The 15,030-nt window shown below is 64.9% G+C and carries 13 protein-coding genes and 1 pseudogene; 10 read left to right on the forward strand and 4 right to left on the reverse strand.

What is annotated here, in order from left to right:
- Positions 1-435 (forward strand): annotated as a pseudogene (locus KBI52_RS05560) (calcium-binding protein); the annotation flags it as partial.
- Between the two features lie 434 nt (positions 436-869).
- On the opposite strand, the gene KBI52_RS05565 reads toward KBI52_RS05560, so the two are convergent.
- Positions 870-1,526 carry an alpha/beta hydrolase gene (locus KBI52_RS05565; protein WP_173945208.1) on the reverse strand — a complete coding sequence of 219 codons (657 nt, stop codon included), beginning with the start codon at positions 1,524-1,526 and terminating at the stop codon, positions 870-872.
- A 233-nt stretch (positions 1,527-1,759) separates the two neighbouring features.
- Between KBI52_RS05565 and KBI52_RS05570 the strand changes: the two genes are divergently transcribed.
- The 6 genes from KBI52_RS05570 to KBI52_RS05595 all read left to right on the forward strand — a co-directional run bounded on the left by KBI52_RS05570 (position 1,760) and on the right by KBI52_RS05595 (position 8,397).
- Positions 1,760-2,932: a cysteine desulfurase family protein gene (locus tag KBI52_RS05570; RefSeq protein ID WP_210805972.1), complete on the forward strand. Its 1,173-nt coding sequence runs from the start codon at positions 1,760-1,762 to the stop codon at positions 2,930-2,932.
- A gap of 66 nt (positions 2,933-2,998) precedes the next feature.
- Positions 2,999-4,471 carry a Fe-S cluster assembly protein SufB gene (gene sufB / locus KBI52_RS05575; protein ID WP_173945209.1) on the forward strand — a complete coding sequence of 491 codons (1,473 nt, stop codon included), beginning with the start codon at positions 2,999-3,001 and terminating at the stop codon, positions 4,469-4,471.
- A 117-nt stretch (positions 4,472-4,588) separates the two neighbouring features.
- Positions 4,589-5,341: a Fe-S cluster assembly ATPase SufC gene (gene sufC / locus KBI52_RS05580; protein WP_173945210.1), complete on the forward strand. Its 753-nt coding sequence runs from the start codon at positions 4,589-4,591 to the stop codon at positions 5,339-5,341.
- A gap of 1 nt (position 5,342) precedes the next feature.
- Entirely contained in the window at positions 5,343-6,656 is a 1,314-nt protein-coding gene (sufD, locus tag KBI52_RS05585; RefSeq protein WP_210805960.1) for a Fe-S cluster assembly protein SufD, read from the forward strand.
- Between the two features lie 123 nt (positions 6,657-6,779).
- Positions 6,780-8,015 carry a cysteine desulfurase gene (locus KBI52_RS05590; protein ID WP_210805962.1) on the forward strand — a complete coding sequence of 412 codons (1,236 nt, stop codon included), beginning with the start codon at positions 6,780-6,782 and terminating at the stop codon, positions 8,013-8,015.
- Between the two features lie 85 nt (positions 8,016-8,100).
- Positions 8,101-8,397, forward strand: a complete 297-nt coding sequence (locus KBI52_RS05595) for an SUF system Fe-S cluster assembly protein (protein ID WP_371823118.1) — start codon at positions 8,101-8,103, stop codon at positions 8,395-8,397.
- Positions 8,398-8,477: 80 nt separating this feature from the next.
- Here KBI52_RS05595 and KBI52_RS05600 read toward each other — a convergent pair whose 3' ends face one another.
- Together KBI52_RS05600 and ybaL are read right to left on the reverse strand one after the other, a co-directional pair.
- Entirely contained in the window at positions 8,478-9,242 is a 765-nt protein-coding gene (locus KBI52_RS05600; protein ID WP_173945214.1) for an SDR family oxidoreductase, read from the reverse strand.
- A 97-nt stretch (positions 9,243-9,339) separates the two neighbouring features.
- A complete protein-coding gene (gene ybaL / locus KBI52_RS05605) occupies positions 9,340-11,193 on the reverse strand; it encodes a YbaL family putative K(+) efflux transporter (protein WP_210805964.1) in 1,854 nt (617 codons plus the stop codon).
- Positions 11,194-11,366: 173 nt separating this feature from the next.
- On the opposite strand from ybaL, the gene KBI52_RS05610 reads away from it, so the two are divergent.
- Together KBI52_RS05610 and KBI52_RS05615 are read left to right on the forward strand one after the other, a co-directional pair.
- Complete coding sequence (locus KBI52_RS05610) at positions 11,367-11,747, forward strand: iron-sulfur cluster assembly accessory protein (protein ID WP_173945216.1); 381 nt, start codon at positions 11,367-11,369, stop codon at positions 11,745-11,747.
- A 3-nt stretch (positions 11,748-11,750) separates the two neighbouring features.
- Positions 11,751-12,143 (forward strand): TfoX/Sxy family protein, encoded by a 393-nt coding sequence (locus KBI52_RS05615; protein ID WP_210805966.1) that lies wholly within the window; start codon positions 11,751-11,753, stop codon positions 12,141-12,143.
- 71 nt (positions 12,144-12,214) lie between these two features.
- Here KBI52_RS05615 and KBI52_RS05620 read toward each other — a convergent pair whose 3' ends face one another.
- Positions 12,215-13,684: a DEAD/DEAH box helicase gene (locus tag KBI52_RS05620; protein WP_210805968.1), complete on the reverse strand. Its 1,470-nt coding sequence runs from the start codon at positions 13,682-13,684 to the stop codon at positions 12,215-12,217.
- Between the two features lie 189 nt (positions 13,685-13,873).
- Here KBI52_RS05620 and KBI52_RS05625 point away from each other — a divergent pair, with 189 nt between their 5' ends.
- Positions 13,874-14,572, forward strand: coding sequence for an alpha/beta fold hydrolase (locus KBI52_RS05625; protein WP_210805970.1), 699 nt, complete (start codon positions 13,874-13,876; stop codon positions 14,570-14,572).
- Positions 14,573-15,030: the final 458 nt, after the last annotated feature.

The raw sequence follows: 15,030 nt of genomic DNA on the forward strand, positions 1-15,030 counted from the left end.
CTCTACGGTGAGGGCGGCAACGACACCCTGTACGGCCGGGGCGGCGGCGACTACCTGTTCGGGGGTGCCGGCGACGACCTCCTCGACAGCGGCTTCGGCTGCGACGTGCTGAACGGCGGGGCGGGGGCGGACACGTTCCGGTTCAGCACGGGCCTGGGTGCGGGCAACGTGGACACGATCCAGGACTTCTCGGCCGCGGAGGGCGACCGGATCGTGCTCAGCCGCAACGTGTTCATGGACGTGGGTTCAGGGGCTCTCTCGAGCGCCTCTTTCAGCCTGGGCGCGGCCACGAGCTTCGATCACCACATCCTGTACGTCCAGTCCACCGGCGAGCTGTTCTACGACGTCGACGGCTCGGGCGGCGTGGCAGCAATCAAGTTCGCGATGCTCGCCGCCGGGACCACTCTCAGCGCGGCGAACTTCCTCGTCATGTAGGCCACTGCGCACTAGGTACGAGACAATTGGCTCGAAGCCGATTTGGTATGAAAAGGCGCAGCATCGGCTGCGCCTTTTCATTCGCAGGAATACTTGGTCCCATCGATGTCCCGAGACGAGAACGACCTGATGATTGCCCGCTGCAAAGTCCCACCATGCACGCTCGCCTGTTCATCATGTATGCGCTCTCGCACGTGACGGATCCTGTCGCAATGTTATCGCAATCGACTTCCTGATCTGGTAAGCCAAGCGCTTGGCCCGCAGGCGGCGGTGAGGTTTGCCAAAGTCGAGAGATGAACTGGCGACTGGACGCTGCCGCTGAAAGGCAGCAGATCATGAAAACAGAAAAAGGCGCGACCGAAGGGTCGCGCCTTTTTGCTGATGGGACATCGATTGCTTCGTCAGCCGCTTATTCCCGTTGCCGGGCTCAAGTCTCAAGCCGCCTCTTCCGTGGTGCCGAGGCGCTTGTCCAGGTACTCGTCCACGGCCACCATCAGCTCGTCGACCCGACCGTCGAAGAAGTGGTTGGCGCCGTCGATCACGGCATGTTCGAGCTTCACGCCCTTCTGGGTCTTCACCTTCTCGATGACGCTGACCACGTCCTTCACCGGGGCGACCCGGTCCTCCGAGCCGTGCACGAAAAGTCCGGAGGACGGGCAGGGGGCGAGGAACGAGAAATCGTAGCGGTTCGCCATCGCGGCGATCGAGATGAAGCCTTCGATCTCAGGGCGGCGCATGAGGAGCTGCATGCCGATCCAGGCGCCGAAGGAGACGCCGGCGATCCAGCAGGCGCGGGCGTCCGGGTTCATGGCCTGGGCCCAGTCCAGGGCCGCTGCAGCGTCGGAGAGCTCACCCTGACCATGGTCGAAGGCTCCCTGGCTGCGGCCGACGCCGCGGAAGTTGAAGCGCAGGACCGAAAAGCCGCGCTTCACGAAGTCATAGTACAGGTTGTAGACGATCTGGTTGTTCATCGTCCCGCCGAATTGCGGGTGCGGGTGCAGGATGATGGCGATGGGAGCGCCCTTCTCCTTGGCAGGCTGGTAGCGTCCCTCGATGCGACCGGCAGGACCCGTGAAGATGACTTCAGGCATATACGCGAACCTCTTGAGCGCCCCTCCTGATGAAGGGGGAAAACGGCGGGCGACCTTGACTCCAGGCCGCGGTTCCTCATAAAAGAACCCTTAGAACCATTCTAAAGTGTTCCAATGTTTCATGAATCCGTGCATCGACGGGCATGGGGAGAAACATGGGACAGATGTGGTTGGGGTGCTTTAGCACGGCAACCAGGGTCGATTGCAAGAATTTCGTGAGGCTCCAAGCAGCTATGGCTCCCGGCCAGCGCACATATCTGGACCATAACGCGACCTCGCCCGTCCGGCCCGAGGTCGCCGAGGCTGTCCTGCGCGCGCTCCAGCTTCCGGGAAACGCCTCGTCGGTCCATGCGGAGGGGCGCGCCGCCCGGGCCGAGATCGAGAAGGCCCGCGAGAAGGTGGCGGGGCTCGTCGGTGCCAAGGCGAAGAACGTCGTGTTCACGAGCGGCGGGACCGAGGCGGCCAATCTCGTCCTGACCCCGGGCTTCCGCAGTTTGGGGCAGAAAGGGGCCGGGAGGCTCCTCGTCGGCGCGACTGAACACCCCTGTGTGCTCAAGGGTCACCGCTTCCCCTTCGAGGCGGTCGAAACCGTCCCTGTCGACCAGCATGGCGTCCTTGATCTGGCCTGGCTCAAGGCCCACTTGGGGAAAGCAGGCGACGAGCGGGTTCTGGTCTCGGTTCAGCTTGCCAACAACGAAACCGGCGTGGTGCAGCCCGTGTCCGACGCCGCCCGGCTGGTCCACGAGCATGGCGGACTGATCCACACCGATGCGGTTCAGGCGGCCGGCAAGATCCGGGTCGACATGGCCGAACTGGGCGTCGATGCGATGACGCTCTCCGCCCACAAGATCGGCGGTCCCAAGGGGACCGGGGCGGTGATTCTGGCCTCGGACCAGTTGGAGATCGCCGACAGGCTGCTCCGTGGCGGCGGCCAGGAGAAGGGTGTCCGGGCCGGCACCGAGAACGTGGCGGCCATTGCGGGCTTCGGGGCTGCGGCCGAGCTGGCTCTGGCCAGCCTGGAGCAGGAAGCCCGCCGTGTTCGGGCGCTGCGGGACGACGCCGAGGCGCGGGTCCGGCGGGTCGCGCCCGATGCACTTGTTGTGTCTTCCGCTGCGGAAAGGTTGCCTAATACCTTCGCCTTTGCCATACCCGGCCTCAGGGCCGAGACGGCGTTGATCGCCTTCGATCTGGCGGGGGTGGCCCTATCGTCCGGTTCGGCCTGCTCGTCCGGAAAGGTCAAGCGATCGCATGTGCTCGACGCCATGGGGGTCGAGCCCGCCCTGGCCGAGGGCGTTTTGCGTGTGAGTTTGGGGTGGACGACCACACAAGAGGACTTAATCCGCTTCGCGGAGGCGTGCGAACGGGTGGTCGGCACCTTATATAAGCGGAAGGCGAGCGCGGCCTGACAGACCGTATCGCGTTCCATGTCATCAACCCGCGGCCCTTGAAGCCGTGAGCGGTGGGAGAGACGAATGCCTGCAGTGCAGGAAACGATCGATCAGGTTCGTCTGATCGATGTCGATCAGTACAAGTACGGCTTCGAGACCGAAGTCGAGATGGAGAAGGCCCCGAAGGGGCTCTCCGAGGACGTCATCCGGTTCATCTCGGGCAAGAAGGGCGAGCCGGAGTGGATGCTCCAGTGGCGGCTCGACGCTTATAAGCGCTGGCTCACCATGAAGGAGCCGAACTGGGCGCGCGTGTCGTACGACAAGATCGACTATAACGACATCTACTACTATGCCGCGCCGAAGAAGAACCCGGCGCCGAAGTCCCTCGACGAGGTCGATCCCGAGATCCTCAAGACCTACGAGAAGCTTGGCATCCCGCTGCGGGAGCAGGAGATCCTGGCCGGCGTCGAGCCGGAGCGCCGGGTCGCCGTGGACGCGGTGTTCGACAGCGTGTCGGTCGCCACGACCTTCAAGGAGGAGCTTGCGAAGGCGGGCGTGATCTTCATGCCGATCTCCGAGGCGATCCGGGAATATCCGGACCTCGTGCGCCAGTATCTCGGCTCGGTCGTGCCGGTGACGGACAATTTCTTCGCCACCCTGAACTCGGCCGTCTTCACGGACGGTTCGTTCGTCTACATCCCGCCGGGCGTGCGCTGCCCGATGGAGCTGTCGACCTACTTCCGCATCAACGAGAAAAACACCGGCCAGTTCGAGCGGACGCTCATCATCGCCGACAAGGGCTCCTACGTGTCCTATCTCGAGGGCTGCACGGCTCCGAAGCGCGACGAGAACCAGCTCCACGCCGCCGTGGTCGAGCTGATCGCCCTCGACGATGCCGAGATCAAGTATTCGACGGTCCAGAACTGGTATCCGGGCGATGCCGAGGGCCGGGGAGGCATCTACAACTTCGTGACCAAGCGCGGCGATTGCCGCGGCAGGAACTCGGTCATCACCTGGACGCAGGTGGAGACGGGCTCCGCGATCACCTGGAAGTATCCGTCCTGCATCCTGCGCGGCGACAACTCGCGCGGAGAGTTCTACTCGATCGCCGTGTCGAACGGAAAGCAGCAGGTCGATTCCGGCACCAAGATGATCCATCTGGGCAAGAACACCACGAGCCGGATCATCTCGAAGGGAATCGCGGCGGGCAAGTCCGAGAACACCTATCGCGGCCTCGTGTCGGCTCACCGCAAGGCGACCGGCGCGCGCAACTTCACGAACTGCGACTCCCTCCTCATCGGCAACCAGTGCGGCGCGCACACGGTACCCTATATCGAGTCGAAGAATGCCACCGCGGTGTTCGAGCACGAGGCGACCACATCGAAGATCTCGGAAGATCAGATGTTCTATTGCCAGCAGCGCGGCCTCTCGGAAGAGGAGGCGACGGCGCTCATCGTGAACGGCTTCGTGAAGGACGTTCTGCAGCAGCTCCCCATGGAGTTCGCCGTCGAGGCGCAGAAGCTGATCTCGATCTCGCTGGAAGGCTCGGTCGGTTAATTCAGGAAACGGGACGTGGATGCCCAGGGCAGAAGCCCGGGCGCGACGCGATAGCTTCAAAGCCCGTCATGGCCGGACTCGATCCGGCCATCCACGCGCAAACAACGGAATATTCAGATGCTCGAAATCAAGAACCTGGTCGTCCAGATCGAGGACAAGCGCATTCTCAATGGCCTCAACCTCACGGTGAATAAGGGTGAGGTCGCCGCCATCATGGGGCCCAACGGCTCGGGCAAGTCGACCCTGTCCTACGTGATCGCCGGCAAGGAGGACTACGAGGTCCTTGACGGCGAGATCCTGCTCGACGGCCAGAACCTGCTCGAGATGGAGCCGGACCAGCGCGCCGCCGCTGGCGTGTTCCTGGCCTTCCAGTATCCGCTGGAGATCCCCGGGGTCGCTTCGATGACGTTCCTGAAGGCCACCCTCAACGCCCAGCGCAAGGCGCGCGGCGAGCAGGAGCTGACCACGCCGGACTTCATCAAGCGCGTCAACGCCGCAGCCACCCAGCTCGAAATCCCGAAAGACATGCTCAAGCGCGCCCTCAATGTCGGCTTCTCCGGCGGCGAGAAGAAGCGCATGGAGATCCTGCAGATGGCGCTGCTCCAGCCGTCCTTCTGCATCCTGGACGAGACGGATTCCGGCCTCGACATCGACGCGCTGCGCATCGTGTCCGAGGGCGTGAACGCGCTCCGCTCGCCCGACCGCGCCTTCCTGGTCATCACCCATTACCAGCGCCTCCTAAACCACATTGTGCCGGATACCGTGCACGTGATGCATGCGGGCCGCATCGTGAAGTCGGGCGGCAAGGAGCTGGCGCTCGAACTCGAGGCGAACGGCTACGCCGACTACCGCGAAACCGAGGCCGCGTAACATGGCTGACGTCACTCTCATGAAGACGCCGGCGGAAACTGCGCTGGCGCAGGCTTTCGAGAGCGCCAAGACGACGCTTCCCGGTACCGGGGAGTCGCGGGCTCAGGCCTTCGAGCAATTCAACTCGCGCGGTCTGCCGCACCGCCGGGTCGAGGAGTTCAAGTACACCGACCTGCGGGCGCTCCTGCGCGAGATCGCGCCGTTCGCCGTCGCACCGTCAGCCGACGAGGCCAGATCCGCTCTCGAGGGCGCGAAGGCGCTCAAGGAAGTCGAGGCTCTGCAGGTTCCCTTCGTGAACGGTCACTTCGTTCGCGCCGCGGTGGACTTCCCCGGCCTACCGGACAACGTCGAGATCGTGCCCCTGGCTGAAGCGCTGACGAACGGCCACGACTGGCTGGCGCACTTAAGCCCGGTGCCGTGGGCGAACGATAACCCGGTCTATCAGCTGAACACCTCCTTCATGGCCGATGGGGTGATGATCCGGATCGCCGGTCCGGTCGACACGCCGGTCCATCTGCGCTTCGTGACGGCGGCGAACTCGGCCGTCGCCACGGCGACCCGCGTGCTCGTGGTCGTCGAGGAGGGCGCGTCCGTGACCCTGCTCGAAACGCACGAGAGCACCGACAGGGCCAACCATCAGCCGAACGACGTAGTCGAGGTGATCGCGGGCGACCGCACCAACGTTCAGCACGTGCGCGTCAACGCCGAGGGCGACAGGACGCTGGCTCTGTCCACCCTGGCGGTCAAGATCGGGGGTGACGCCGTCTTCAACAGCATCAACGTGGTGGCGGGCGCCGCAACCTCGCGGCACCAGGTTTTCGCCGTTCTGAACGGCGAGAACACGAATCTGCGCGTCAACGGCGCGACGATGCTGAAGGGTTCCCAGCTCGGCGATTCGACCCTCGTGGTCGAGCACGGGGCTCCCCATTGCGAAAGCCGCGAGCTGTTCAAGACCGTGATCGACAACGAGGCGACCGGAGTTTTCCAGGGCAAGATCATCGTTCCGCATCATGCCCAGAAGACCGACGGCCGCATGATGTCGGCGGCGCTCCTCCTCGAAGAGGGCGGCTCCATGAACAACAAGCCGGAGCTCGAAATTTTCGCCGACGACGTGCAGTGCGCCCACGGGGCCACCTGTGGTCAGCTCGACGAGGATCTCCTGTTCTACCTCATGGCGCGCGGGCTGCCGAAGAAGGAAGCCGAAAGCCTCCTGGTTCAGGCCTTCCTGGGTGAGGCGCTGGAGTTCGTCGAGAACGAGCCCGCCCGCGAGGCGCTCGTCGAGACGGTCGAGAGCTGGCTGAAGGCTCGGGCGTAAAGGAACTCAACGCGTCATGGCCGGCCTCGTGCCGGCCATCCCGGTTCGGTGGGGCGCAGCGCGTCTCATCATCGGGATCACCGGCACGAGGCCGGCGATGACGGTGGTGGAGAGAAAACGGCAATGAACGCACCTGTGAAGCCATACGACGTCGAAGCCATCCGGGCGGAGTTCCCGATCCTGGCGCAAGAGGTCTATGGCAAGCCGCTGGTCTACCTGGACAACGCTGCGTCGGCCCAGAAGCCGCGCGCGGTGATCGACGCGATGGTCAACACGATGCAGACCGGCTACGCCAACGTTCATCGCGGCCTCCATCACATGGCGAACGTGGCGACCGAGGGGTTCGAGCGCGCGCGTGAAACCGTGCGGGACTTCCTCAACGCCGAGTCGGTCGACGAGATCGTCTTCACCAAATCGGCCACCGAAGCCTACAACCTCGTGGCGGATTCCTTCGGACGCCTCGGCATCGGGGAGGGCGACGAGATCATCCTCTCCATTATGGAGCACCATTCCAACATCGTGCCCTGGCACTTCCTGCGTGAGCGGAAGGGTGCGGTCATCAAATGGGCGCCGGTGGATGACGACGGCAACTTCCTCGTCGAGGAGTTCGAGAAGCTCTTCACGCCGCGGACCAAGATCGTCGCCATCACCCACATGTCGAACGTGCTGGGCACCGTGACGCCCGCGAAGGAGATCGTTCGCATCGCCCATGCCCATGGCGTGCCGGTTCTGATCGACGGCGCCCAGGGAGCCGTGCACCTGCAGGTCGATGTGCGCGATCTGGACGCGGATTTCTACGTGTTCACCGGCCACAAGGTCTATGGGCCGACCGGCATAGGGGTTCTCTACGGCAAGCGCGAATGGCTCGCGAAGCTGCCGCCCTATTCGGGAGGAGGCGAGATGATCCGCGAGGTGCGCCAGGACGCGATCACCTACAACGACCCGCCGCACCGGTTCGAGGCGGGCACTCCCCCGATCATCGAGGCCATCGGCCTCGACGCGGCCCTGCGGTTCATGATTCAGCTCGGCCGTGAGAACATTCAGGCGCACGAGTCCGCGCTGTCGGCCTATGCCCACGAGCGCCTCGGCGCCATGAATTCGGTGCGCATCATCGGTCGCGCCAGGGGGAAGGGCGCGATCCTGGCCTTCGAGATGAAGAATGCGCACGCCCATGACGTCGCCACCGTCATCGACCGGCAGGGCGTGGCGGTTCGCGCGGGCACCCACTGCGCCATGCCGCTCCTGGAGCGTTTCGGCGCAACCTCGACCTGCCGCGCGTCCTTTGGCCTCTACAACACCATGCAAGAAGTCGATAAGCTGGCGGACGCCCTGCAGAAGGCGGAAGCCCTGTTCGCGTGAGGATTGACCTGTGAACGACCTATCTCCGACCAACGCGCCGCAGGTGTCTCCCGGCTCTGGGATCCCGCCGGAGGAACTCGACCGCATGACGGACGACATCGTCGCGGCGCTGAAAACCGTCTATGATCCCGAAATTCCGGCCGACATCTACGAGCTCGGCCTGATCTACCGGGTCGACATCGACGACGACCGAAACGTCGCCATCGACATGACCCTGACGGCCCCGGGCTGCCCCGTGGCCGGCGAGATGCCGGGCTGGGTGGAGAACGCCGTATCCACCGTCCAGGGGGTTCAGAGCGTCAAGGTCAGCATGGTGTTCGATCCGCCGTGGGACCAGAGCCGCATGTCCGACGAGGCCCGCGTCGCCCTCGACATGTGGTAGACCCGTCGGGTTCGCCTTTCGGATCTGAGTGTGATGGCCGGGCGCGTCCCGGCCATCTGCATTTCCGGGTTGCCAGGGCGTCACGTCCGGTTGATGGAGACGCCGCCGTCGACGAGGAGCGCCGTTCCGGTCGTGAAGCTGGAGGCATCCGAGGCAAGGTACAGCGCCGATCGGGCGATCTCCTCGGGGCGCGCCCGGCGCTTCAGCGCGTGCAGGCCCTCGACGAAAGCCAGCGCCTCGGGCGTACCAACCCAGGCCTCCGCCAGGGGCGTATCGGTGCCCCCGGGCAGCAGGGCGTTCACGCGGACGCCTCTCGGCCCGAATTCGCTGGCAAGCGACTGCGTGAGCCCGATCAGCCCCGACTTGCTGGCCGCGTAGGCGGCGACGCCCGGCATTCCGGCCGTGTAGCCGACGAAGGTCGAGGTGAAGATGAGAGAGCCTCCGCCCCGGTCGAGCATGGCCGGGATCTGGTACTTCGCCCCCAGGAAGGGCGCGGTGAGGTTGGTCGCCAGCGTCTCGTTCCAGCCGGCGAGGGACAGGCCGGGCGTCGGGCCCATCTCGCCGTTCGTGCCCGCATTGTTGAAGGCGATGTCGAGCCCGCCGAAATGGTGGATCGCCGCGTGAACGAGTTTCTCGGCCAGAGCTTCGTCCCTGATGTCGCCGGCCACCGCGATGGCCCGTCCGCCGTCCCTCTCGATCTCGCCGACGAGCGCCTCGAGCGCGTCGGATCGCCGTGCCGTGACGATGACGTTCGCGCCCTCCTGGGCAAACAACCTGGCCGTCGCGCGGCCAATCCCAGAGCTCGCACCCGTCACGATGGCCGTCTTATTCATGAGTGTGGTCACAGAAATCCCTTTCCCTTCATGAGCTGAGTGCTCGGGACCGGGATGACAGCTCGCGCTTCGGGGTCCGACCCGTTTCCTGCGCCCGATTTCTGTGGCGTCACCGCTCGGGTTGGCGGGCGGGCTCGTGCAGGGGCTTCGGTTCCTGCGGGCGGTCGGGCGCTGCGGAAGGGTGGCGCTGCGGGGAGCTCTCGTCCTGATCGTCGTCGGCGATCTCGTCCGCCTCCTCGACGGAGGACAGCACAGGCTCGCGCGGGGCATCCGGAACGGCCGCGAACATGGCTCGGGCGATCTCCTGCTCGCCCATCACGACCCGTGTCGCGCCGTACCTCTCCACATGCTCCTCTTGCGCCACGGAATGCACGCGCACGATGATCGGCAGATCCGGATTGATCGTCCGGGCCTGCTCGACCACCTGGCCGCTTTCGAAGGCGTCCGGGATCGCGATGAGCAGGCAGCGTGCCGCCCTGATGTTGGCGGCTGCCGCCACCTCGGGATCGGCGGCGTTGCCCATGATGATCGTCTGGCCGTCCTTCTGCAGGTCGGCCACTTGGTTCTTGTCCATCTCGACCACCAGGAACGGTGTTCCCGAGGAGGCCAGCTTTCGGCTGATGAACTTGCCGACCCGGCCGTGACCCACGAGCACTACGTGATCCGTCAGGGGCGTGACGGAGAGAGGTTCCTGGGCGGCGGCCGCAGCCGCCCTTTCGGCCGCGAGGGCCTCCTTCTCGGCCGCAGCGGCATCCGCCGTCGCCTGCGCCCTTGCGGTTTCCTTTCTCGACGACCAGCGGTCGAGCAGGCTGAAGAGGAAGGGGTTCATCAGGATCGACAGGATGGCGCCGGCCAGGACCAGGTCGCGTCCCTTCTCGGGCATGAGCTGGAGTTCGACGCCCAGGCCCGCGAGGATGAAGGAGAATTCGCCGATCTGGGCGAGGCTCGCGGCAATCGTCAACGCGGTCGAGTTCGGGTGGCGGAAGAGCCGGACGATGGCGAAAGCGGCGAGCGACTTGCCGACGACGATGATCAGGAATGTCGCCAGAACCGGGCCAAAGTCGTTGATGAGGATCATCGGGTCGAACAGCATGCCGACCGAGACGAAGAACAGCACCGCGAAGGCATCGCGCAGGGGCAGGGTTTCCGACGCCGCCCGGTGGCTGAGCTCGGACTCGCTCAGGACCATCCCGGCGAAGAAGGCCCCGAGCGCGAATGACACGCCGAACAGCTCTGCCGCTCCGAAGGCTGCGCCGAGCGCGATGGCGAGGACCGCGAGGCGGAACAGTTCACGGGAGCCCGTATGGGCCACGTAGTGGAGAATCCACGGAATCACCCGGCGCCCGACGATCAGCATGATCGCCACGAAGGCCACGACCTTGCCGAGGGTGATTCCCAGCGAGATGACGATCGATTCGAGGTCGGCCGACGCGCTGGACGCGGCCTCCGCGAAGGCGGGCAGCAGCACGAGCGTCAGGACCATGGCCAGATCCTCGACGATCAGCCATCCGACGGCGATATGGCCGCGCTCGGTCTCGACGAGCCGGCGCTCCTGGAGGGCGCGCAGCAGCACCACGGTACTGGCCACCGAGAGCGCCAGCCCGAAGACGAGACCGGCGCCGATGCTCCAGCCCATGAGCCAGGCGAGCCCGATGCCGAGAGCGGTCGCGCTGGCGATCTGGACCACCGCGCCCGGAATCGCGATGGCCTTCACGGACAGGAGGTCCTTCAGGGAGAAATGAAGTCCGACCCCGAACATCAGGAGGATGACGCCGATCTCGGCGAGCTGGTTGGCCAGTCCCTGATCGGCCACGTAGCCGGGGGTGAAGGGGCCGGCGAGGACCCCCGCGAGGAGGTACCCGATGAGGGGGGAAAGACGGAAACGGTGTGCTACAGCTCCAAGAGCGAATGCCAACACGAGGCCGACGACAATGGTTGATATCAGCGGCGTGTGATGCGGCATCTGCTCTCCTTGGACTGTGGCGGTGTTCGGGAATGGGGTAGACCCGATATGGTCGACCTCGGCCGTTGGGGCAACCCTGAACGGTCTCGACGTTTGAGGTTTCAGCCCTTATCTATGAGGGATCGAACTCGTTCTGCCCGGGCCTTGAACCCGGCTGCCAGGAGAGAAGGCTAATGGCACTACCCGGCTTCAAGGTCGTGACCTTGACCGACGCGGCGGCGAACCGCGTCAAGGACATCATCGGCAAGGCGGACCGTCCCATCGTGGGCGTTCGCGTTGGCGTCAAGAACGGCGGCTGCGCCGGCATGTCCTACACCATGGAATATGCGGAGAGCGTCAGCCCGCTCGACGAGGTGGTCGAGGACAAGGGCGTGACCGTCCTGATCGATCCCAAGGCCGTGCTGTTCCTGCTCGGCACGGAAATGGACTTCCAGACGACCAAGATGTCGTCCCAATTCGTCTTCAACAACCCCAACCAGACCTCGGCATGCGGCTGCGGGGAGTCGGTGGCGATCACGCCCGCAACGCCCGCCGCACTCCAGTCGGCCGGGTGATCCATGGATGCCGAGGATGTCCGAGACATCTTCCGCGGTTTCGGACCCGTTTCCATCCGCCGGATGTTCGGCGGCCAGGGGGTATATCAGGGCGAGCTGATGTTCGCCCTGGTGGCGTCCGACGAGATCTATCTCAAGGTTGACGAGGAGAGCGTCGGGTTCTTCCGTGCCCAGGGATCTCAGCCGTTTACCTTCCAGACCCGGGACGGCCGGACGACGCTGACGAGTTACTGGCGCATGCCGGAATCGGCCCTCGACGACCCCGACGAAGCGGCTGAACTCGCGATAATGGCCCTGGCGGCTGCCCGGCGGGCGAAAGCCTCCAAGGTTCGCAAAACCGGCAGGACTGCGTCGGGGCAGAGGTCCCGGAGGACCGCCTCGAAGCCGGTCACATAGCCCGTCGTGCCGACCTCCGGGTCGGCACTCAACGATGCACCAACCAAGAGCTGAGCGTCGGATCCGATGCCCTAGTCGCCCTGCTTGGCTTTCTTGGCCAGTACAGGTCGCATGAGGAAGGCCGGCACGTGATCGCCGAGCCCGATCACCTTTTCGTCTCCATCATCGTCCCGCCGCGAGCGCCCCTGATGGCTCCGATCCGGGGAACGCTCGCCGCGCTCCTGCCGAGGCCGGCGGCTCTGCTGCTCTTCGCGGGGAGTCTGGACGGCCCGTGGGGCCGGGGCCTCTTCGCGAGGCTCCTCCGTGCGTCCACGGCTCCGCTCCGACGACCGCACCTTGACCTTGCGGCCCCGCGAGCGCTCCTCTCCCCGGCCGCCGCGGCGGCGAGACGAGCCTTCCGACGGCGGACGCTCGGCGAGTGTTGGGCCCTGCCACTCGATCGGCTGGCCAATCAGTTTCTCGATCGCGGACAGGGATTTCTCGTCGCTCGGACCGACCAGCGTGAAGGACTGGCCACTCCGACCGGCGCGGCCTGTACGGCCGATCCGGTGGACATAATCCTCGGCGTGGTGGGGGACGTCGTAGTTGAACACGTGGCTGACTGCCGGAATGTCCAGGCCTCGGGCCGCCACGTCGCTCGCCACCAGGAGGGGGGTCTCTCCGGTGCGGAAGCTGTCGAGGGCCGCCATGCGGGCATGCTGGTCCATGTCGCCATGGAGGGCGACGGCGCTGAAGCCGTGCTTCTGCAAGGATCGATGGAGAACGGCCACGTCGCGCTTGCGATTGCAGAACACGATGGCGTTCTGCAGGTCCGTGGCGCTTCGAATCAGGTCTCGCAGGGTTTCGCGCTTCTCGTAATCCTCGCGACCGGTCGCCACCAGGCGCTGAGTGATCGTCGAAGCGGTCGAGGCGGCGCGGGCAACCTCCACCTTCACCGGGTTGTGAAGGAAGGCATCTGCCAGACGCTGGATCTCCGGCGGCATCGTGGCGGAGAAGAACAGGGTCTGGCGGGTGAACGGAACGAGCTTCACGATACGTTCAATATCGGGAATGAAGCCCATGTCGAGCATCCGATCGGCTTCGTCGATCACCAGAAGCTCGACACCCGTGAGCAGGAGCTTCCCGCGCTCGAAGTGGTCCAGCAGCCGGCCCGGGGTCGCGATCAGCACGTCGACACCGCGGGTGATCTTGGCGTCCTGATCGCCGAACGATACGCCACCTATCAGCAGGGCGACGGAGAGACGGTGGTTGACCCCATATTTGTCGAAGTTGTCCTCGACCTGGGCGGCCAGCTCACGGGTCGGCTCGAGAATCAGCGTGCGCGGCATGCGGGCCCGCGCCCTGCCGGATTCGAGCAGGGTGAGCATCGGGAGCGTGAAGGCCGCTGTCTTGCCCGTGCCGGTCTGTGCGATGCCCAGCACGTCGCGACGGGAAAGGACGTGGGGAATGGCCTGGGCCTGAATGGGCGTCGGTTCCGTATATCCGGCGCTTGCTACGGCCTGTTGAACTTTATCGCTAAGTCCGAGTTCGGCGAACGACATGAATGCTAATTACCGTTGAGGGCTGGGCGCGCTCTAAAAGTGCCGGCCGCGCTCTACGGCAACAAACAGGCGCGTGTCTGGTTTCACCTGAGGCTCTTGCTCAAGTTGAGGAGTGGCCGGACCATAAGATAAGCTATGCGCTTGTCAATCCAGGGAAACTTGCCAGAAGGCAACAAAAGGAAGGTTTGAATGGCAGAATCGCTCGTTCTGATTCCCGGATTGGCCTGCACAGCCCGGCTCTTCGAGCCCCAGATCGCTGCCCTCGGGGCGGGGCGCACGATCGTCCTGGCGGAGCATGCGCTCGATGATTCGATTGCCGCCATTGCGTCGCGGCTCCTCCGCGCCGCGCCGGACAGGTTCGCGCTCGCAGGGCTTTCCATGGGCGGCTACATCGCCATGGAAGTCATGCGCCAGGCACCGGAACGGGTGGAGCGGCTTGCCCTGCTCGATACGAGCGCCCGGCCCGATATCCCGGAGGCGAGCCGGGACCGCGAGCGGTTGATCGCATTGGCCCAAGCTGGGCGACTCGAGGAGATCCATGCTGCGCTCTGGCCCCGCTTGGTGCATCCGGATCACCGAAACGACGCGGATCTTCAGGCCGTCCTGCTGGACATGATGCGAGACACCGGTCCCGACGCTTACATCCGGCAGCAGCGGGCGATCATGGCACGCGCCGATTCCCGCATCTCCCTGCCAGTGATCGAGATCCCGACCCTGGTGCTGGTCGGGGAGGGCGACGCCATCACGCCGATCGAGATTGCCCGCGAGATGGCCGAGATGATCGAATGGGCCTCGCTCGTTGTGATTCCCGGGGCTGGACATCTGTCGACGCTCGAGCAGCCGGAGCGGGTCACGCACGCTCTCCAATTATGGCTGAACCAGGATTAACCATAGTTCCGCCTGCGCCTTGCGAAGCTTCCCAAGGATATGGTCAATGATTGGTTACCCGCCCCGTCGGGCGCGGCACTGCGGGCTTGCCTTTGTGGTAAGTAGCTGAAAAACGGTCGCTATTTCTATCTTCGCTTTGGGCGACAGGCGTCTTGAATGCGCTGACGAATGGGTCAATTCGGGGCGCAAGCGGCGGCTGGCGCGAAAAGCTTTGCTTCTCGCCCCAACTGTGGCAGGAAAGTGACAGACGCCCGGGCAAGTCTGGGCTACAAGCGGCGTCACATCCTTCTAACAGATGGACTAAGACCAATGAAAAAGATCCTCCTCTCTTCGGTTGCTCTCCTCGGCCTCGCCACTGGCGCCATGGCTGCTGACCTTCCGTCCCGCCGCGCTCCGGCTCCGATTGTTGCCGCTGTTCCGGTGTTCACCTGGACGGGCTTCTACGTGGGTGTGAACGC

The sequence above is a fragment of the Microvirga sp. HBU67558 genome (genome assembly GCF_018069605.1).
Lineage (GTDB): Bacteria > Pseudomonadota > Alphaproteobacteria > Rhizobiales > Beijerinckiaceae > Microvirga > Microvirga terrae.